18 protein-coding genes and 1 other RNA gene are annotated in these 18,711 nt (G+C 52.2%); 10 read left to right on the forward strand and 9 right to left on the reverse strand.

Annotation, left to right across the window (positions count from 1 at the left end; translation table 11 throughout):
* The first annotated feature begins 44 nt into the window (after positions 1-44).
* Entirely contained in the window at positions 45-1,010 is a 966-nt protein-coding gene (pfkA, locus tag E1757_RS19125) for a 6-phosphofructokinase (RefSeq protein ID WP_133231019.1), read from the forward strand.
* A gap of 144 nt (positions 1,011-1,154) precedes the next feature.
* On the opposite strand, the gene E1757_RS19130 is transcribed toward pfkA, so the two are convergent.
* The gene (locus E1757_RS19130) at positions 1,155-1,595 is read right to left on the reverse strand and encodes a peroxiredoxin (protein WP_133231021.1); all 441 of its coding nucleotides are present in this window, start codon (positions 1,593-1,595) and stop codon (positions 1,155-1,157) included.
* A gap of 284 nt (positions 1,596-1,879) precedes the next feature.
* On the opposite strand from E1757_RS19130, the gene E1757_RS19135 reads away from it, so the two are divergent.
* Both E1757_RS19135 and E1757_RS19140 read left to right on the forward strand, forming a co-directional pair.
* On the forward strand, positions 1,880-2,422 hold the full coding sequence (locus E1757_RS19135) for an NADPH-dependent FMN reductase (RefSeq protein WP_133231023.1): 543 nt from the start codon (positions 1,880-1,882) through the stop codon (positions 2,420-2,422).
* A 28-nt stretch (positions 2,423-2,450) separates the two neighbouring features.
* Positions 2,451-3,125 (forward strand): uracil-DNA glycosylase, encoded by a 675-nt coding sequence (locus E1757_RS19140; protein WP_133231301.1) that lies wholly within the window; start codon positions 2,451-2,453, stop codon positions 3,123-3,125.
* Between the two features lie 68 nt (positions 3,126-3,193).
* On the opposite strand, the gene E1757_RS19145 is transcribed toward E1757_RS19140, so the two are convergent.
* Entirely contained in the window at positions 3,194-4,357 is a 1,164-nt protein-coding gene (locus E1757_RS19145) for a putative glycoside hydrolase (RefSeq protein ID WP_133231025.1), read from the reverse strand.
* Between the two features lie 179 nt (positions 4,358-4,536).
* Between E1757_RS19145 and E1757_RS19150 the strand changes: the two genes are divergently transcribed.
* Both E1757_RS19150 and E1757_RS19155 read left to right on the forward strand, forming a co-directional pair.
* Complete coding sequence (locus E1757_RS19150; RefSeq protein ID WP_133231027.1) at positions 4,537-5,718, forward strand: MFS transporter; 1,182 nt, start codon at positions 4,537-4,539, stop codon at positions 5,716-5,718.
* 225 nt (positions 5,719-5,943) lie between these two features.
* On the forward strand, positions 5,944-8,031 hold the full coding sequence (locus E1757_RS19155; RefSeq protein ID WP_425464851.1) for a glycoside hydrolase family 65: 2,088 nt from the start codon (positions 5,944-5,946) through the stop codon (positions 8,029-8,031).
* Between the two features lie 149 nt (positions 8,032-8,180).
* Here the strand turns inward: E1757_RS19155 and tatA are convergent, their stop codons facing one another.
* From tatA to E1757_RS19180, 5 genes are all read right to left on the reverse strand, one after another.
* Entirely contained in the window at positions 8,181-8,429 is a 249-nt protein-coding gene (gene tatA, locus E1757_RS19160) for a twin-arginine translocase TatA/TatE family subunit (RefSeq protein ID WP_133231031.1), read from the reverse strand.
* Positions 8,430-8,552: 123 nt separating this feature from the next.
* Positions 8,553-8,747 carry a hypothetical protein gene (locus E1757_RS19165; RefSeq protein WP_133231303.1) on the reverse strand — a complete coding sequence of 65 codons (195 nt, stop codon included), beginning with the start codon at positions 8,745-8,747 and terminating at the stop codon, positions 8,553-8,555.
* Positions 8,748-8,887: 140 nt separating this feature from the next.
* A complete protein-coding gene (locus tag E1757_RS19170; RefSeq protein ID WP_281282500.1) occupies positions 8,888-9,712 on the reverse strand; it encodes a YitT family protein in 825 nt (274 codons plus the stop codon).
* 157 nt (positions 9,713-9,869) lie between these two features.
* Positions 9,870-10,571: a DUF4247 domain-containing protein gene (locus tag E1757_RS19175; RefSeq protein WP_133231033.1), complete on the reverse strand. Its 702-nt coding sequence runs from the start codon at positions 10,569-10,571 to the stop codon at positions 9,870-9,872.
* 43 nt (positions 10,572-10,614) lie between these two features.
* Positions 10,615-11,151, reverse strand: coding sequence for a DUF4178 domain-containing protein (locus E1757_RS19180; protein ID WP_133231035.1), 537 nt, complete (start codon positions 11,149-11,151; stop codon positions 10,615-10,617).
* 277 nt (positions 11,152-11,428) lie between these two features.
* On the opposite strand from E1757_RS19180, the gene cshA reads away from it, so the two are divergent.
* From cshA to fsa, 4 genes are all read left to right on the forward strand, one after another.
* The gene (gene cshA / locus E1757_RS19185; RefSeq protein ID WP_133231037.1) at positions 11,429-13,018 is read left to right on the forward strand and encodes a degradosome RNA helicase CshA; all 1,590 of its coding nucleotides are present in this window, start codon (positions 11,429-11,431) and stop codon (positions 13,016-13,018) included.
* Positions 13,019-13,302: 284 nt separating this feature from the next.
* Positions 13,303-14,145: a YesL family protein gene (locus E1757_RS19190; RefSeq protein ID WP_133231039.1), complete on the forward strand. Its 843-nt coding sequence runs from the start codon at positions 13,303-13,305 to the stop codon at positions 14,143-14,145.
* 116 nt (positions 14,146-14,261) lie between these two features.
* Positions 14,262-14,442, forward strand: a non-coding RNA gene (gene ssrS / locus E1757_RS19195) — 6S RNA.
* 83 nt (positions 14,443-14,525) lie between these two features.
* Complete coding sequence (fsa, locus tag E1757_RS19200; RefSeq protein ID WP_133231041.1) at positions 14,526-15,182, forward strand: fructose-6-phosphate aldolase; 657 nt, start codon at positions 14,526-14,528, stop codon at positions 15,180-15,182.
* Positions 15,183-15,332: 150 nt separating this feature from the next.
* Here the strand turns inward: fsa and xylB are convergent, their stop codons facing one another.
* Complete coding sequence (gene xylB, locus E1757_RS19205; RefSeq protein ID WP_133231043.1) at positions 15,333-16,871, reverse strand: xylulokinase; 1,539 nt, start codon at positions 16,869-16,871, stop codon at positions 15,333-15,335.
* A 468-nt stretch (positions 16,872-17,339) separates the two neighbouring features.
* Between xylB and E1757_RS19210 the strand changes: the two genes are divergently transcribed.
* Positions 17,340-17,729 (forward strand): DUF1499 domain-containing protein, encoded by a 390-nt coding sequence (locus E1757_RS19210; RefSeq protein ID WP_133231045.1) that lies wholly within the window; start codon positions 17,340-17,342, stop codon positions 17,727-17,729.
* A gap of 374 nt (positions 17,730-18,103) precedes the next feature.
* Here E1757_RS19210 and tpx read toward each other — a convergent pair whose 3' ends face one another.
* A complete protein-coding gene (tpx, locus tag E1757_RS19215) occupies positions 18,104-18,622 on the reverse strand; it encodes a thiol peroxidase (RefSeq protein ID WP_133231047.1) in 519 nt (172 codons plus the stop codon).
* Positions 18,623-18,711 lie beyond the last annotated feature (89 nt).

An 18,711-nucleotide genomic window follows, 5' to 3' on the forward strand; every position in this document is an offset into this window, starting at 1 on the left:
GATGTCGGTTTTGCCAAGCAAAGCCCCTTAGGAGGAAACCATACATGTCAGTAAAAAAAATTGCCGTTCTCACGAGCGGCGGAGATTCGCAAGGAATGAATGCGGCCGTGCGGGCTGTCGTACGCAGCGGTTTGTTTCACGGATTGGAAGTATTTGCGGTACAGCGGGGCTACGCCGGACTGATCAACAATGATATCCGTCCGATGGATTTGCGCAGCGTGGGCGATATTATCCAGCGCGGCGGAACGATATTGCAGACGGCGCGCTGCAAGGAGTTTATAACGCCGGAAGGACAGGAAAAAGGAGCGGAAAATCTGCGCAAGCAGGGGATTGACGGGCTTGTCGTCATCGGCGGCGACGGTTCTTACCAGGGTGCCTACAAGCTCAGCAAGCTCGGCATTAAGACGATGGGGCTTCCCGGAACGATCGATAACGATATTCCGTTTACCGATTTTACGATCGGATTCGATACGGCGGTCAGTATCGTCGTCGATGCGATCAATAAGCTGCGCGACACGATGAGCTCGCATGAGCGTTCGTCTGTCGTTGAAGTCATGGGTCGCCATTGCGGCGAAATTGCTTTATATGCCGGGCTGGCCAGCGGAGCGGAAACGATCCTCGTGCCCGAGGTTCCTTTCGACCTGACCGAGGTGTCGCAGCGGATGGTGGACAACTTCAATCTCGGCAAGCGGCACAGTATTATTTTGGTTGCGGAAGGCGTATGCAAGGGCGAGGAAATTGCGACGGAAATTACTAAAAATACGGGTATCGAACCGAGGGTAACGGTGCTCGGGCATATTCAGCGCGGCGGAACGCCGACGCATAACGACCGCATTCTCGCAAGCAGCCTCGGAGATTTTGCCGTGCGCAGATTGATTGAAGGCGATTCCGGCAAAGGCTGCGGAATAATCAAGGGTGAGTTGGTGGCAACGGATATCGAGAAAGTGGTGTCCACAAAACGGGAGTTCAATATGGAGCTGTATGAGCTGGCGAAGAGGCTGTCTCAATAAGCGGCCGGATAATAAAAACATGCGTTGCCTGGACGAACAGGTGGCAGCATGTTTTTTGTTGCACGGGAATGCGTTAGCAAGCATTATGCGGATCATTCCGGAAACTTGCTCAGGATAGCACGGATTACAGAACATTCTATTCTATCAACGCCTGGATGATTTCAACGCCTCGACGATTTCGGCGGTCGGCCGGTTGCCCCGTTTCGCATAAATGACCGTTCCGCTTGCATCGATCACAAATACGCACCGTTTTTGGCCGAGCAGCGGTATATTGCCTACCTCGTACAGCTGCCGGATCCGCTCGTCGCGATCCGAAACAAGCGGGAAATCATAACCGTATTTTTGCGCAAACCGCTCATGCTCGTCGATTGAGCCCGGGTTGATCCCGAGCACAAGCGCATTAAATTCGGCATAGCGGGCGGCGGAATCGCGCACAGCGCATAGTTGCTTCGTACAGATCGGCGTTTCGTCTTTTGGATAAAAGATCAGCACGACCGGCTGTTTGCCGAAATATTCGCCGAGCCGGACGCGGCCCTGCGTGCTTTCGGCCTCGAATGACGGTGCTTGTTGACCGATGGAAAGCATGAGGCTCACTCCTTTGGACGTTATCGTTTCTTTCATTGTAGCGAATAACGGAAAAGTTATGCAAGCGGAGCCTGTTCTGTTACGATAAAAGGACGTGCGAGTTTGGAAGGGCCGGATAAGGAAGGGCATGAATCCGAATATCGGCAAGCAGGAGGCCGGAATCGTGGACATGTCGAAAGTTATATGACGGTTGGAAATTTATTGTCGCCAAATGATCCTGTATCGAGTAAAATAACATTATATATAAATATGTATGAAAAGTTGTGACGAAGGGAGTACGTTTCATGGTTCATATTACCATTATTGCCGGAAGCAACCGGAAAAACGCCACGAGCACCCAATTATGCAGACACCTGCAGCAACAATTGGAAAATATGGGATGCCAAGTGACCCTGCTTCCTTTGTTTGAGCTTCCATTGCCGTTTTACAGACCCGGAGTCGCTTCGGACGACGCGAATGTTGCGGTGCTGGTCAAAAGTTTGCGGGAAGCGGACGGTATTGTGCTCGCGACTCCCGATTACCACGGTGCGCCGAGCGGTATATTGAAAAATGCGTTGGATTTCGTCGGCTTCGATGAATTCGACGGCAAGGTCGTCCTGTCGGTAAGCTCGGCCGGCGGCGCGGTGGGCATGAGCTCCCTGCAGCAGCTGCAAACTATCGTGCGCAACGTGCATGGCGTGAACTGCCCGGAATGGATCTCCATCGGCGGCGAGCAGCGCAGCTTTACGCCTGACGGGTCGCCGGCCGACGATAAAACAAGGCAGCGCGTACAGCGTACATTGAATTTTTTCGTCTCCATGGTGAAAACGTTCCGCAAAATATCCTGATAAGCAATCGGTTGGAGTGAATCACATGATGTCGATTTTAAAAAATGACTGGGCGGACCTGCTCGCCGCGGAGTTTGAGCAGCCGTATTATTTGGAGCTTCGGCAATTTTTAAAGAAAGAGTTCGGTTCCCTGACCATTTACCCGAATATGTACGATATATTCAACGCGCTGCATTTCACCTCCTACGCGGGCACGAAGGTCGTCATTTTGGGGCAGGACCCGTATCATGGCGAAGGACAGGCGCACGGCTTGAGCTTCTCTGTAAAACCGGGAGTACCGGCGCCGCCTTCCTTGCAAAATATGTTTAAGGAGCTGAGCGGCGATCTCGGCTGTGCGATTCCGAACCATGGCCACCTGGCCGGCTGGGCCGAGCAGGGGGTGCTGCTGTTGAACACGGTGCTGACCGTCAGGGAGGCGACGCCGAACTCGCATAAAGGGAAAGGCTGGGAGCAGTTCACCGATTGTGTGATCCGCCTGCTCAACGAACGCGAGCTGCCCGTTCTGTTTATACTGTGGGGGAGCCATGCGGGTAAGAAAGCCGAGCTGGTTACGAACAAGCGGCACCGCATTCTGCGCTCCGTGCACCCGAGTCCGCTGTCCGCTCATCGCGGCTTTTTCGGAAGCAAACCGTTTTCACAGGCTAACGATTTTTTGCGCAGTATCGGCGTTGAGCCGATCGATTGGCAGCTGCCGGACTTATAGCTGATACATAGCGAAGCCTCCCGACCTTGAATACGGCGGGAGGCTTTTATGTGCGCGTAACAACCGGATTACTTGTAATCGACATTCGGCGTGTACGTATTGACTGCGTTCCATAATAGAAACTCGTCCACTCCGTTATCCTTCAATGCGCGGATCTGCTCCTCGACCTCGTGCTTGCCGTACTTGATGTAGCCATGCACCCAGGATGCCGTGAAATCCTGAATCCATGGACGGATAACCGGTTTCAGGCGGCCGATCGGGTCCAGCTTTTTATGCGTATCTTTCAGCGCTCCGTCTATCGTTACATAAGGCGCGGCGTCGGGCACCTTGGCGCCGAACCAGCCTGTGCTGTAGTGGCTCGGATAAATCATCGGGCAGATCACGTCGGTATTCTGCGATATTTTTACAAAATCTTGGCCGATTCCTTCAGCCGCCGGCACGGATGCCGCATAGCCGAATATATCGACGGAAACCCTGACGCCCAGCGGCGTGAGCTGCTCGCGTGCATACTTCACAAATTCGGCGACGGCATCGATTCTGGAACGGTCGTCCTTCTCATATTTTAAAGTATCGGCCCGTTTCTCGAAGCCTTCGGGGAACCGGACGTAGTCGAACTGGATTTCTTTAAAGCCGGCCTTCGCCGCTTCCTTGGCAATCGCAATATTATAATCCCACACTTCTTTTTTATACGGATTGACGAAGCTGTCTTTTCCATTATTCCATAAGCTGCCGTCCGGATTGACAAAAGAGAGGTCGGGACGTTTTTTGGCGAGTATCGTATCCTTGAACACGACGATGCGGGCAATCGGATACACTTGATGCTCCTGAAGCGTGGTCATCAGCTTGGGCATATCGGGAATAATTTTTTGAGTCGTTTCCATCGCTTCAAGCTCCGGGTTGCCGGTCGGGTATGTAATGTAGCCCCAATCGTCCTTAATGTCGACGACAAAGGAATTGAGCTCCGTATCGTCGGCCAGCTTTAATAACGTGTTTAAGCGGGAGCCCCCTGCGCTGTGCGCCGTAACATAAATCCCTTTTACTTTGGGCGCATCGGTTTGAGGGTCTTTTTTGTTGACCGGCATCAGGCGGTCGTTCGGGTCGACAGGCGCTTGCTGAACGATCGCGTTTTTCGAATCGAGCGATGCTTGCACGAGCTGGTCGAAGCTTACATCGGGGTGATCTGCGCCGACTTGGCCCATCACCATCAGCAGCGAGGCTAATAAAAGTTCCATGCGTGTCAATCTCTCCTTGCCAGAATGATATCTTTCATTATAATAGAGAAGTTGGTAGGTTGATAGAGAAGTTTGACGCATTTTGTAACAAATTGAAAAATTACGCGAAAAACCGTATGGCCTACCTAGTTTGGTTTATTTCGAAGCATCATATTTACCCCAAAAAAAGGACAGGTGTCATGAATAAGCAACTGTGGACGCTGCGCGGCCTAAATCTTACCTATTATGCGACGAATGCCGCTGTTATGCCATTTCTGCCGCTTTATTTCGTTCATAAAGGCTATACATCCTCGCAAATCGGGCTGCTGATGATGTTCGGACCGTTTATCGCTATTTTCGCCCAGCCGTTATGGGGCTATTTGGCCGACCGCTATCATACGACGAAGCTGATTATTTTCTCCTTGTGGGTGATGACGATTTGTTCCAGCATCGGCATTTTTCATACCGACGGCTTCGGGTGGGCGTTTTTGTTCATGCTGATGCTTTATTTCTTTATGCTTTCGTCAACTCCGCTGCTGGACAGCGTAACGATAAAAGGGGCGCTTGAAGCGGGCAAGTCGTACGGATCGGTGAGGCTCTGGGGCTCGCTCGGGTTTACGTTTATCGCTTTGATCTCCGGATCGGTGCTGAAGGCGCTTGGCGGAATTGAGCATATACCCGTGCTGTACTGGTCGATCTGGGTGCTGCCGCTTGTGCTGTTAATATTATTGAAGGATGAAAAAGGAAGCGGGCCGCACATTTCGTTCGGCGCTTTCGGCACTATTTTGAAAAACAAGCCGTTCGTTTGGTTTTTAGTGCTGATCTTTATCATGATGGTGCCGCATCGGATGAACGACGGGCTTCTCGTGCTTTATTTAAAAGATTTGGGTGCGAGCGATTCGATGGCCGGATGGGCTTGGGCGCTTGCCGCCGCAAGCGAGGTTCCTACCTTTGCCCTGCTGGGCAGGTATATGCATCGGTTCCACGAGCTTGCGATGCTGGGCGTTGTCGCCGTGCTGTATACGATCCGGTGGATTTTGAACGCATGGATTACGGATCCGACCGTACTCATCGCTCTCCAGGTTCTGCATTCGTTGACCTTCGCCGTCTTCTGGATCGTTGCTGTGCAGTATGCGGTACGGCTCGTGCCCGAGGAGCTGCGCTCGACCGGCCTGGCGCTGCTGTCCGCCGTATTTCTCGGTTTGGCCGGCATTACGGGCGGCTTTGTCGGAGGGTTCATCAAAGATATGTGGGGCGGACATTCGATGTATATATTCGGGGCGATTATGACTGCGATCGCAGCGGTCCTGCTGTTCGGAACGCATGTCTTCGGGCAAAACAGACGAAGCCGGATCGTCTCTGAAAGTCCGGTCAACAGGTAGCGGAAAGGGCGGGTGTTTCGCAAGAAGCGCCCGCCCTCGTCTGTCCGCGGAATTCTCCCGCAAGAGCGGGATCCGTCGCGAAATGAGAGACCGAAAAGGCTTTTTTGTTTTGCAGACCGTATCGCAATATTGCGCTACAAAAATGCAGAATACGTGTAGACGGCGGCGAAAACAATCTTTTATAGTTAAGGTAATCAATTGCGTTAAAATACGACTTTGAAAAAGGTGATACGATTGAGCAGTAATATAAATCGTCAAGCTTGGGTCGGCAGACATCATCCCGTCCTAAAGCAGGCGGAGCCGATGTCTCCGCTTACTGTAGGGAACGGTGAATTCGCTTTCACCGTCGACATTACGGGATTGCAGAGCTTTCCCGAAAGCTACCGGGTGCCGCTCGGAACGCAGTCCAATTGGGGCTGGCACAGCACGGGCGGACGCCGCAAGTACGAGCAGGAACAGCTCAGGCTGAAGCCGTACGATACATACGGTCGTCCGGTCGGATATGCTGCGGATGCGGCGGGCCAGGAGGATGCGTTCCATTGGCTGCGGCAAAATCCGCATCGCATGCAGTTGGGGCAAATCGGACTCGTAATCCGTCTGGAGGACGGTAGCGAAGCGAAGCTTGAAGATCTTCAAGCGATTGATCAGAAGCTTGATTTATGGGAGGGCATCATCACGAGCAGGTTCGAAGCGGAGGGGTTACCGGCCGTGGTTGCAACCTGCTGCCATCCCGAGTCCGATCAGCTTGGCATCTCGATTCAATCCCCATTGCTCGCCGCAGGCCGACTTGCTGTCCGTATCGCATTTCCGGCTTCCGATGTCGAATCCGACGAATGGGCGGAAAGCGTCGGTTTGAACTGGAACATGCCGAATGCGCATCATACGATGATCGAATCGTCCGAAGCCGGTTCCGTGAAGTGGAAACGCAGCATGGATGATGACGGCTGCACGGTGACAGCGGCATGGTCCGACGGCGTGCTGCGCCGCGTAAGCGAGCATGAATATCGGATAGAGCCGGAAGGCTCTCCGGACAAGCTGCTGCTGACGGTTGCATTCGGCGCGGAAGGCAGCGACCGCCAAATCGGGCAGAGCGGCTTCCATGAAATCGAGGCGGCAAGCCGTCAATTTTGGCGGCGGTTTTGGCTGGAAGGGGCGGCCGTCGATTTGAGCGGCAGCAGCGATCCGCGCGCGGTCGAGCTGGAGCGGCGCATTGTGCTGTCGCAGTACCAGACCGCGATTCACTGCTCGGGCTCCATGCCGCCGCAGGAAACAGGGCTGCTGTACAACAGCTGGTACGGGAAGTTCCATCTCGAAATGCACTGGTGGCATGCCGCGCATTTCGCCCTATGGGGCCGCACCGCCATGCTGGAAAAAAGCATGGCATGGTACAACTGGGTTCTCCCGGTTGCCAGGGAGTTGGCCGCGTCGCAAGGGTACGAAGGGGCGCGCTGGCCGAAAATGGTCGATCCGGACGGCCGGCAAAGCCCGTCGCCGATCGGCACGCTGCTCATTTGGCAGCAGCCGCATCCGATCGCGATGGCGGAGCTGTGCTACCGCAGCCATCCCGACGACAAAACGCTGAACAATTACAAAGACATTGTGCTGGAAAGCGCAGTGTTCATGGCTTCATTCGCCGTATGGGACGAAGCTTCGAAGCGCTATGTCCTCGGGCCGCCGGTTATTCCCGCACAGGAAAATCATGCGCCGGAGGAGACGCTCAATCCGACCTTCGAGCTTGAGTATTGGGTATACGGGCTGGAGCTGGCGCAGCGGTGGAGGGAACGTCTCGGGCTTGAACGCGAACCGGCCTGGGATCATATTTGCGCGCATATGGCTGAGCTCCCGGTCGGCGACGGGGATGTATACATGGCCCATGAACGTTGCCCCGATTCGTTTACCCGGTTCAACGAAGACCATCCTTCCATGCTCGGCGCGCTGGGGATTCTCCCGGGGAAGCTGGCCGACCGGGACATCATGCGCAGCACACTCAATAAGGTTATCGCCGAATGGAAATGGGAGACGGCCTGGGGCTGGGACTTTCCGATGGCGGCCATGACGGCGGCCAGGCTCGGTGAGGGGAACATCGCGGTCGATGTGCTGTTGATGGATCAGGTGAAAAACAGTTACTTTCCGAACGGCCACAACTATCAGCGCCCCGGTTTGACCGCATATTTGCCCGGCAACGGCGGCTTGCTGACGGCTGTCGCCGTCATGGCCTGCGGCTGGGAGGGCTGTACGGACGATCGGGCCCCCGGCTTTCCGAAGGACGGGACATGGGTTGTCCGCAGCGAAGGGCTGTCCAAACTTATTTGAGATATGAAAGGGGCGGAAGTTGAATCCGTCCGGAAGCAAAACAAACAGGCCGTGCAGTCAACCAGCATGGCCTTTTCATTCGTATTATATATTTGGGATGCACAGCCGGTCAGGTGTGCGGTGACTGCCGAAGCGCTTGCATAAAGCGCTTATTTAGGCGTGTTAGAGGACGCGTTGGCAGGCTGCTCGACGCTTGGCGTTTCCTGTGCGGACTGCAGCTCTTTTTTAGCCGGTTGGGCGGAATCGTCTGAGGAAGATCCGTTGCCGGATGTGGCATCTTTAAATTCGCGGAACATTTTACCGAAGCCCCGGCCCAATTCCGGCAATTTATTCGGACCAAACAGCAGCAGGGCGACAAGAGCAATCAGTATAATATGCCATGGAGATAAAGCTCCCATGTAATACACCTCCATATTTTGATAACAAATCTATCATACCATTTTATAGCCAAAATATAACGTGGAAATATTACGAAAACACAACATTTTTAACAATTTAAGAAAAAACAAGGACGCCGCCCCTTAATGGAGCAAGGCGTCCTTTTGTTGTTCCGAAATACTGTATTGAATAATTTCCATAGCGTCCTCGGCTTCCAAAGCCTCGAGCCCGTTGCGAAGCACAATCTCAAAGTCAAGCTCGGTACGCTTCAAAAAAGGATATAATTCCGGAGTCAATCTCATCACAATCGTCGACAACTTTACTGTTTCCACAAGTATCACCCTTCCTCGTCGTTGTTAGAGAAGATCAGGCTTGACTTACTTGATGAACATAAAGAAAGAGGATTTTAATGAAATTACTACGAACAGTATATCATATCCGGAAGCTTTATGTATGGTTTATTTTGCAATTCCGCACATCACGACCTTCGAAAGCTGCCCATAATCGCAGCCGTTTCGACGATATTGACAAAAGCGTCCGGATCGGTGGTACGGATCAGCTGCTGCAGGCTGACCAGATCGTACCGCGTCGTCACGGTCATCAGCATATGCTGCTCTTTACGGGTATAGGCACCCTCGGTGCGCATGATCGTTACACCCCGCCTAAGCTGCATCAGCCGTTCGAGCAGCTCGTTCTTCCGGTGCGTTATAATAAAGACGGTTACTTTCAAATAGCGGGTATGAATCGTGTCGAGTACTTTCCCGGTAATAAAGATCGAAAGCATCGAATATAGCGCCAAGTCCCAATCACGCTTGAAGTAGCCTAAAGCGATGATGACCAGGCCGTTCAGTGCAAATAATAGCATGCCTAACGGAAAATCGCGATTCCGCATTAGAATGGAGCCGATTATATCGAACCCTCCGGTCGAGCCGCCTGCCCTCAGCGATAAGCCCGATGCGATACCTATGAGCACGCCGCCTGTCACAGCGGCCAATATATGATCTTCAACGATGGGATAGGCGGGCAGCAGACGCAAAAACCATGTAGTCAAGATGACGGAAACGACGCTCAATATAATAAACTTGCGACCGATTGTAATGAGTCCCCAGACGATTACGGGCAAATTGCTCAGCAAATAAAGCGTCGATATCTGCCACCTCGTGAAATAGCTGACGATCATCGAAATACCGGATAATCCTCCGCTCAGCAGCTGCAGAGGAACAAGAAACAGATTGAAGCCCACGGCCAGCATCGCGGAGCATATGACGATCAGCAGCAGCGGTCCGATCCATGTACGCAGCACGGCTCATCCTCCTATAAGCTGGATAAGCTTAGTATCGGCAATATAAGGCAAATCCATCCGGAGCGATGCGGGCTGCAACTAAAAATCTTCAATATGAAGTCTTTTCAAGGGTTAAAAAAATCACGGCCTTCCGTTGGCGGAAAGCCGTGAATCGCGTTTATTTCCTTTTGAACGACCCTGAGCGCGTGCTCGTGCTAGGCTTGGAGCCCGACTTGCTGCTGCTCGGCGCCTTATAGGTCGGCGAAGATCCGTCGCTTTTCCGCGCGCTGCTGCCGCTGGATGGAGCTTTCGTGGTTGGCGCGGTGTTAAAGCTGCCCTTCCGGTCGGTTGTCGTCGGGGGAGTTGCAGCCGGGCTCTTTCCGTCGTTTGACGGCGCAGTCTGGGATTTGCCGGAGTCAGACTGTTTGGGCGGCGTATAGCCCCGATAATCGGAGCCACGCTGCGAGCCGGACCAGCCACCGCCGAATAAAGATTGAAGCAATGAAGCCGCTATATAGCCTTGAAGGAAGGATGAGTCATAATTTTCTTTGGCATATTCGATTGAGTCCAGCTCGACAAGGGTGTTGTTTTCCTGTTCCGGGTCTTTATGCACGTTTACAATTTTATTATCGTACACAAGGAACATTTGATCCTTCGATTCCTTGCTAGTTTCTTTGGGCTTCTCGTTAGCCGCGAGCTCCTTGGCGACGGTCGGAACGTCCTTGCCCTCGACCGAGTAAATTTTGGCGGTGCTTTTGCCTTGGCCCTGCACGTCGATGAGCTGATAGTTTTCTTTCACATAATTGCTTGCGTCGCCGCAGCCTGCGACAAGGCTGATAACGAGCAGAACGGCGAGCATTTGCAGCCAGCGCTTTTTCATTCCGAATCACCTCCATACGGGTTGCGCCGTACTTCAAGCTGTCTTACAGGCTGCCCTTCATAAATTTGATCTGGCCTGCGGGGGTTTTCGTTCCTTCCATCGCGACGAACTTGCCGTCCTGCCACTGAAGGAAGAAATAACGTCCTTCGGACCCAAAATAACGCCATAATATAACTTCGTCGTTGGCGCGGAAATCGGTTCTGCCTTCGGCGCGGACCAGGTCCGTCCGCTGATTTTCGAGGCTGTACGTAACTTCGCCGTTAACGTCCAGTTCCGTAGGCACATCATTCGGATCATCGAGCGCGCCCTCGACAAAATGGCAGACGAAGCATTCATAGCTGCGGCCCTTTTCGATAAGCAAACTTGAAATTTCCGATCCGTTCTGCAAATAATACACAATGCGGTGCGGCGGAAAGCCCCGGTCGAAATAAACGAGCTTGCCGGACACGATATATTCTTCAAGATCTACGTTTATAATGTCTCCAACTTGTGAATCCTCTATAGGATTGGATGCTTTTACCGGCTGCGGCTGCTCTTTGTTGCTTTTGATAATGGAGCCGACTCTTTTCCAGATGGACATGGCGCACACTCCTTTTGCTTGATCATGTATAGGAACAATTGTTAGTTATCATTATAACTAATATATACGGCAAAGAGGAAGTCCGGGTTTCAATTCTGAAATTTCTGGAATTTGAATTGCTGTTGTGGTATAATACTAAAGATATTCTTAAGTACGGCCTTGCTTATGTAATTACGAATGCCTGGGATGCATTTTACAGATACAATAGAAGGATATTGGAGTCGCACTTAAGGGTATAAACAAATAAGAACCCTAAATTAAAGGAGAATGAAATCATTTGAAAAACTTCAACGAATTCGGCTTGGAACCAAAAGTGCTGCGTGCCATTACGGAAATGGGTTTTGAGGAATCGACACCGATTCAGGAAAAAGCGATCCCGATTGCCATGGAGAACAGCGACTTAATCGGTCAAGCCCAGACAGGAACCGGCAAAACGGCTGCGTTCGGCATTCCGCTGGTAAATAAAATCGACGTGAGAGAAGAAAAAATCGTCGCCCTGGTGATGTGCCCGACCCGCGAGCTGGCCATTCAGGTAGCGGAAGAGATCGAAAAGCTGGGCCGGTTCAAAGGCATCCGCTCTTTGCCGATTTACGGAGGACAAGACATCGTCAAGCAAATCCGTTCCTTGAAAAAGAGACCGCAAATCATTATCGGAACGCCGGGACGCCTGCTCGACCATATTAACCGCAAAACGATCAAGCTGGACGATGTACAGACGGTTATTTTGGACGAAGCGGATGAAATGCTCGATATGGGCTTCATGGAAGATATCCAATCGATTTTGAAGCTCGTTCCTTCGGAACGCCAAACCATGCTGTTCTCGGCTACGATGCCGCTTAATATTCAAAAGCTAGCCCAGCAGTTTTTGCGCAACCCCGAGCATGTATCCGTCATTCCGAAGCAAATGAGCGCACCGCTGATCGAGCAATCTTACATCGAGCTGCAGGAAAGACAAAAATTCGAAGCGCTGTGCCGTTTGATCGACATGGAATCGCCGGAATTGGCTATTATTTTCGGCCGCACGAAGCGCCGGGTTGACGAATTGGCGGAAGCCTTGCAAAAACGCGGATATACCGCCGAAGGTTTGCATGGCGACCTGTCGCAAAATCAACGCGACAACGTGATGCGCAAATTCCGCGACGGCAGCATCGACGTGCTGGTCGCTACGGATGTGGCGGCACGCGGTCTGGACGTTTCGGGCGTTACGCATGTTATTAATTTCGACCTGCCGCAGGATCCCGAAAGCTATGTTCACCGGATCGGCCGTACAGGCCGTGCGGGCAAGGAAGGCGCAGCATATACATTCGTGACGCCGCGGGAAATCGATCACTTGAATTTCATCGAACGTCTGACGCGTCATAAAATTACGAAAAGACCGATTCCAAGCATGGCGGAAGCGATCGAAGGCAAGCAGAAGGTTACGGCAGAACGGATTCTGGCCGTCCTGGATAAAGACGATCATAACGAATATAAAGGCTTGGCGATCCAGCTGCTGGAGCAGCATGACTCCGTTCATCTGCTTGCTTCGGCGCTGAAGCTGCTGACCGGCGACAAGAAAGACGTCACGATCGAGCTGACGCCGGAAGAACCGCTGCGCGCCAAGAAGAGAAGAAACGACGTGCGCAGCTCGGGACGCAAACCGTCGGGCGCTTACGGAACGGCAGCCGGCGCTCGCCGCGGCGACAGACCGTATGACCGTACCGGCGGCTCGAGACCTCCGCGCAGAGACGGAGGCGGGGGAAGAGACTACGGCTCCCGCGACAACCGCGGAGGCGGACGAGGCGATAGCCGCGATTATGGCCGGGACCGCGGATTTAACCGCTCGACTTCATCTTCCCGTTCCAACGAAGAGCTTGTAAAAAATTAACAATAAAAGGTGAAGCTAAAGCCAGCTTCACCTTTTCTTTTCCGCCTGCAGCGTTTCCTGGAACTATTACAAATTGGTCCGAATGTGGTTAGAATACCGCTCCATACATGGGGCGGTATCCTTCGTGATTTGTTTTTCCGGGTGGGTCCCTGTGTCCTATTCTATAACTGCTGCATGCATAGACGTCTACCTAGATCGTCCAAAATAAGTTATAATAGTCTCTATAAAGTGAGTTTGCGTTATTGTAACAAACACGGTTGGGATTTCATAAGGAGGGTATTGTATTGGAGTTTAGAGGGATTATGGGTGGCTTTTACCGTATATCGGAATGGATCATGCGGCTTTCGGTTATTAATGTATTGTGGGTGATCTGTGCGCTGCCCTTCTTCTTCATCGGTTTGATGCTGCTGCAGGCGGAGTCCGTCGATCAATTGCTGTCGACCGTCATCCTGCTTGCCATCGTATCGCCGTTCACCCTGTTTCCGTCAACGGCCGCCATGTTTTCGGTGGCTCGCAAATGGTTGACAGGCGAAGAAGATGCACCGCTGTTCAAAACTTTTTTCCGCGGGTATAAAGAAAATTTCGTGCAAGCCATGCTGGGCGGGATTATTTATACGATCATCGGTGTTGTGCTGTATACCAACTTTAAATATTATGGCAATCAGAGCGGTACGCTGGGCGTTTTGCGATTTCTTGTGTTGACGCTTACAGTGCTGATTTCCGTCTCGTTTTTCCATTTTTTCTCGATTTTGTCCCATCTTCATATGAAATTGTTTCAAATTGTTAAAAATGCGGTGCTGATTTCAATCGGGCATCCGGTCCGCTCGATTTCGATGATCATTTGCAACGGGTTTATTTTATACATCAGCTTTTCGACCTTTACGTTTTTAATTCCGTTTTTTATGGGCAGCCTGATCGCGGTTACGTCGTTTTGGCATTTCAACCATATTTTTGGCAAGCTTCAAATGAAGCAGCAGGAGATGGCGGAGAAGGAAGCGGAGCAGCATGGCGACAATGGCGAGGAACCGAAGCAGCTTGAATCGGCCGAAGGGCATGCGGAGTCGGACAAGCCGCCTGCGGATAAGGCAGTCCCAGGCGCATCAAACGGGGATCGCCGGGAATACTAAAAGCGCAAACCCCTGTACGTATATGAGCAGCGCCAAACGCTATATATAATGGAATCGGAGCGCAGAAAGCGGTGCTGAGGTTTACTTTCCCTATGGAAGGTCATATAATGGGGTTATAAATCCTGCGGTGTTCGTTTCGATTTTAAGTTGTTTTGAACCAATGACTGTTTCTTGGGAGACCTACATTGAATCGCGGCTGACATGCCCCCGAAAAGGGATCTCAAAACCGATTCTGCGGACACCCACCTGCGAGAGCGGGTTTGAAGCGCTAAATCGGACGGCATTTGCGGGTTTTTTTGTGCCATTTTATTCGTTCATATTCGATCGGTCACAACATGGGGATAGCATGTATGCTGCATATTTTAGGAGGGTGAAGGAATTTGAAACTGTTTATTGACACAGCCAACGTAGAAGAAATTCGCAAAGCGCATGATTTGGGAGTCATTGCAGGGGTAACGACGAACCCTTCGCTGATCGCTAAAGAAGGCAGAGATTTTTTCGAAACCGTCAAGGAAATCGTATCCATCGTCGGTAATTTGCCGATCAGTGCGGAAGTCATCAGTCTGGAATCGAAAGAAATGGTTGAGCAAGGCCGCAAGCTTGCCGCTCTTGGCGACAGCATCGTCGTGAAAGTACCGATGACCGAAGAAGGTTTGAAAGCTACGAAAATTTTCACGGCCGAAGGCATCAAAACGAACGTTACGCTCATTTTCAGCTCGCCTCAAGCGTTGCTGGCCGCCAGAGCGGGCGCGACCTACGTATCGCCTTTTATCGGCCGTCTGGACGATATCAATCAAGTCGGGATGAATCTGATTAAAGAAATCAGTCAAATTTTCAAGGTACATAATATTAAGTCCGAAATCATTTCGGCCAGCGTACGCCATTCGTCGCATGTGATCGAAGCGGCGCTGCTTGGAGCCGACATTGCTACGGTTCCTTACAAGGTCATCCAGGGAATGGCCAAGCATCCTTTGACCGATGCCGGTATCGAGCGTTTCCTTGCAGACTGGGAAGGCGCGAAACAAAACAATTTTTAATAGGAAATCGGATATAGGGAGGCTGGTCTATTGCGGACCGGCCTCCCTTTTTGCCAGCCAGGAAGCGCAAAGAAGCCCCTCCGCTCCTGACGGAAGCGAAAGAGCTGAGAAGTCTGCTTTCACGCGTTGCACTTTGTATCGCCGGACGGGTCATTCGGCCGTAGCCGATACCAGATCTGTCAGCTGGTGAAGCGTCGACTGCAAGGTCGGATACAGCGTGCGGAACAACGCATAGTATTGCTCGTAGCGGCGCTGCTGCTCCGGGTTAGGCTCAACCCGGTCGACCACTTGAATCCATTGCTCGCACAGGCTGGCGATGTCCTGCTGTAGGACGCCGGAGGCGGCCATGACTGCAGCGCCGTATGCCGGGCCGTCGGTGGAGTTGACGGTTACGACCGGGTAGCCGAATATATCCGCGATCATTTGCCTCCAGAACAAGCTGCGCGCGCCGCCGCCGTTGACCCGCAGCTCCGTTATTCGGATGCCGGAGGCTTTGATCAGCTCCATCGAATCGCGCAGGCCGAACGTGATGCCTTCGAGTACCGCGCGGGTCAGATGCGCCTTCGAGTGGCGCATGTTCAAGCCGATGAAGCCGCCGCGCGCCTTAGGGTCGGGATGAGGGGTGCGTTCGCCGGTAAGATAAGGCATGAACAGCAGCCCCTCGCTGCCGAGCGGCGCCGTTGCCGCCAGCGCCGTCAAATATTCATATACATCGCGGCCTTCCGCTTCAGCCTGCTGAAGCTCCTCGAACGCGAAATGATTTTTCCACCACTGGAACGAGCCGCCGGCGGCCAGCATAACCCCCATCCGGTGCCATTTGCCTGGCACGCCGTGACAGAAGGAGTGCAGCCTGCACTCCGGATCCATTTGATACGTGTCGTCGTGGACGAACACGACACCTGACGTGCCCAGGGCGACCGAGGCGATGCCCTGGCGCACGACGCCTACGCCGACCGCGCCGCAAGCTTGGTCGCCCCCTCCGGCGACGACGGGGGTGCCTGCCGCCAGGCCGGTCAGCTCCGCCGCGGCCGGCTGCAAATGGCCGGCCACGTCATTGCTTTCAAAGAGCGGCGGCAGCCATCCGAGCGGAATGCCGAGCTGCCGCGCGACCTCCGGCGACCAGCGGCGGTTCTCCACATCGAGCAGCAGCGTGCCGCTGGCGTCCGCGACGTCCATGCCGAAGGCTCCGGTCAGCTGCAGCCGCACATAATCCTTCGGCAGCATCAAATGAGCCGTGCGCTCATAATGATGCGGCTCATGATTGCGCAGCCAGATTGCCTTCGGGGCGGTAAAGCCGGTAAGCGCTTTATTCCCGGTCAATCGTCCGAGCTCTTCCTTGCCGATCGTCCGTTCGATCCATTCGCATTCGGCGGCCGTACGCTGATCGCACCAAAGGAGCGCCGGCCGGACGACGTTCAATGCTTGATCGAGGAAGACCGAGCCGTGCATTTGCCCCGACAAGCCTATGCCGGCAATCTCCTCGCCTTTTACGGACGATTTGGCCAGCAGTGCCCGGATGCAATCCGCCGTACCCTTCCACCAATCCTCCGGATGCTGCTCCGCCCAACCGGGCTGCGGTTGAAGAAGCGGATATTCGACGCTGTGGCTTGCCTTGACGCCGCCCTGACTGTCGACCAAAATACATTTAACCGCCGATGTCCCCAAATCGATTCCTAAAAAATAGGCCATTCCATTCACACTCCAACTATTGGTAGTCATACTTTGTTTATTCGTTGAACAAATTGCTCACTATATATATTCGGAGAAAACGGACAAATTCCTGCTGCCGTCCGGCATCTTTTCTGTCAGAAATCAATGGAACCGGCATTTTTCGGCAGCGGCTTCATTTTTTAGAAAAATGGGCAAAATGATATGGGGCGTCGCCATACACGGATGACGGGTTTCAGCCGTCAGTCGAGTATCGGAGCAGAGGATTCATCACACAGCAGGTACGGGTTTACCTGTGTTTTAGACGACTTGCAATTGCTGTGCGAGCTTCACTTCCATTTGTCATGAAATTGTAACGAATCTTAATCTAATTAACATAATATTGTCTAAAATGTGAAATAACCCTTTATATGAAGCCCAATCAATGGTATGATTTAAACTAGTGTATACGGAAATAATTGTACTGTACTTCTATGAGGAGGGAAAGCTTTGTTAAAGCGCACCTTAATCGGCCTTGTTCGCAGCCACGAAACAACAGGTGAGAAAGCGAAAGACCCGGCATTGAAAACCCGGTATTATAAGCTTTCCATGGATGAGGTCTGGAATGAAGTGACCAACATGTTCAAAAAAATGAACGGCTATAAACTGCTTCATGAAGTAAGAAGCGTCGGTGAAATCGTTGTCGAGAAAAGAACGGTAACCGGCCGTACCCAGGACATCACCTTAACCTTATTTGGCATTAATCCGCTTAAAACAGCAATCGACGTTTATTCGGCATCGCGGGGGTCATTAGGCGATATGGGCTCCAATTACCGGACAATCCTGGAAATCTATAAACAATTGGATAAACGGTTGGCTGCCCACAAAATCGATGAGTGAACTCGTTCAGCTTTGCTGAACATTGGGGAATCAGATGGGGACTCTACCCCACCTGATTCAAGGCCCACCTTAGAGGTGGGGGGTCTTAACCCGATAAAGTCGTAATCGAATAAATTACCTTTTACTTGCCGCCGTACTACGATTCCACGAATTGGATGAAGGCGTATTCGTAATCACGCGGACCATCATAACGGGTCAATCGACAAAAAAACAGCGGGGAAGCATCGCTTCTCCGCTGTTTTTATCATGCCGGACCGATTCAGACGGCGAACGGTACCGGAGCGATTTCTTGAAATATACAAGTCGGCGGAACGATTCCGCCTAACCGCTGCTTTTCATCGAATTTCTAATGAAGACAGTAGTTCGGGCAGCAGTTATACGAGCTTCTTAACGGCTGCAACCGCATTCTCGTAGTTAGGATGCTCGGTCATTTCGCCCAAATACTCTACGTATTGAATCGTATCGTTGGCGTCGAGAACGAAGATGGATCTCATCAGCAGTTGAATTTCTTTGATCAATACGCCGTAGGCTTGACCAAAGCTGCGATCTTTATAATCGGATAATGTAACGACCTTGTCGATTCCGGCGGCGCCGCACCAGCGAGCTTGCGCAAAAGGCAGGTCCACGCTGATTGTCAGCACGACAACGTTATCGCCAAGCTTGGCCGCTTCTTCGTTAAAACGGCGGGTTTGAGCGTCACATACGCCAGTGTCCAGGGAAGGAACGACGCTGATCAATTTGACTTTCCCGGCGTAGTCAGCCAAGGATGCTTGCTCCATCAAATTTTTGTTTACTTTGAAGTCGGGAGCTTTGTCGCCAGCTTTTAATTCCGGTCCGATCAATGTAATCGGGTTGCCTTTAAGAGTTGCTACTCCTGTACGCTCTTGTGCCATTGTACATGGGCCTCCTTATTTCTCATTGAGAATGATTGGTATTTCACCAAGATTTATTATAAGCTTTTTAAAAGGAACTTGTCCAATCG

It is taken from the genome of Paenibacillus piri, from assembly GCF_004354045.1.
GTDB lineage: Bacteria > Bacillota > Bacilli > Paenibacillales > NBRC-103111 > Paenibacillus_S > Paenibacillus_S piri.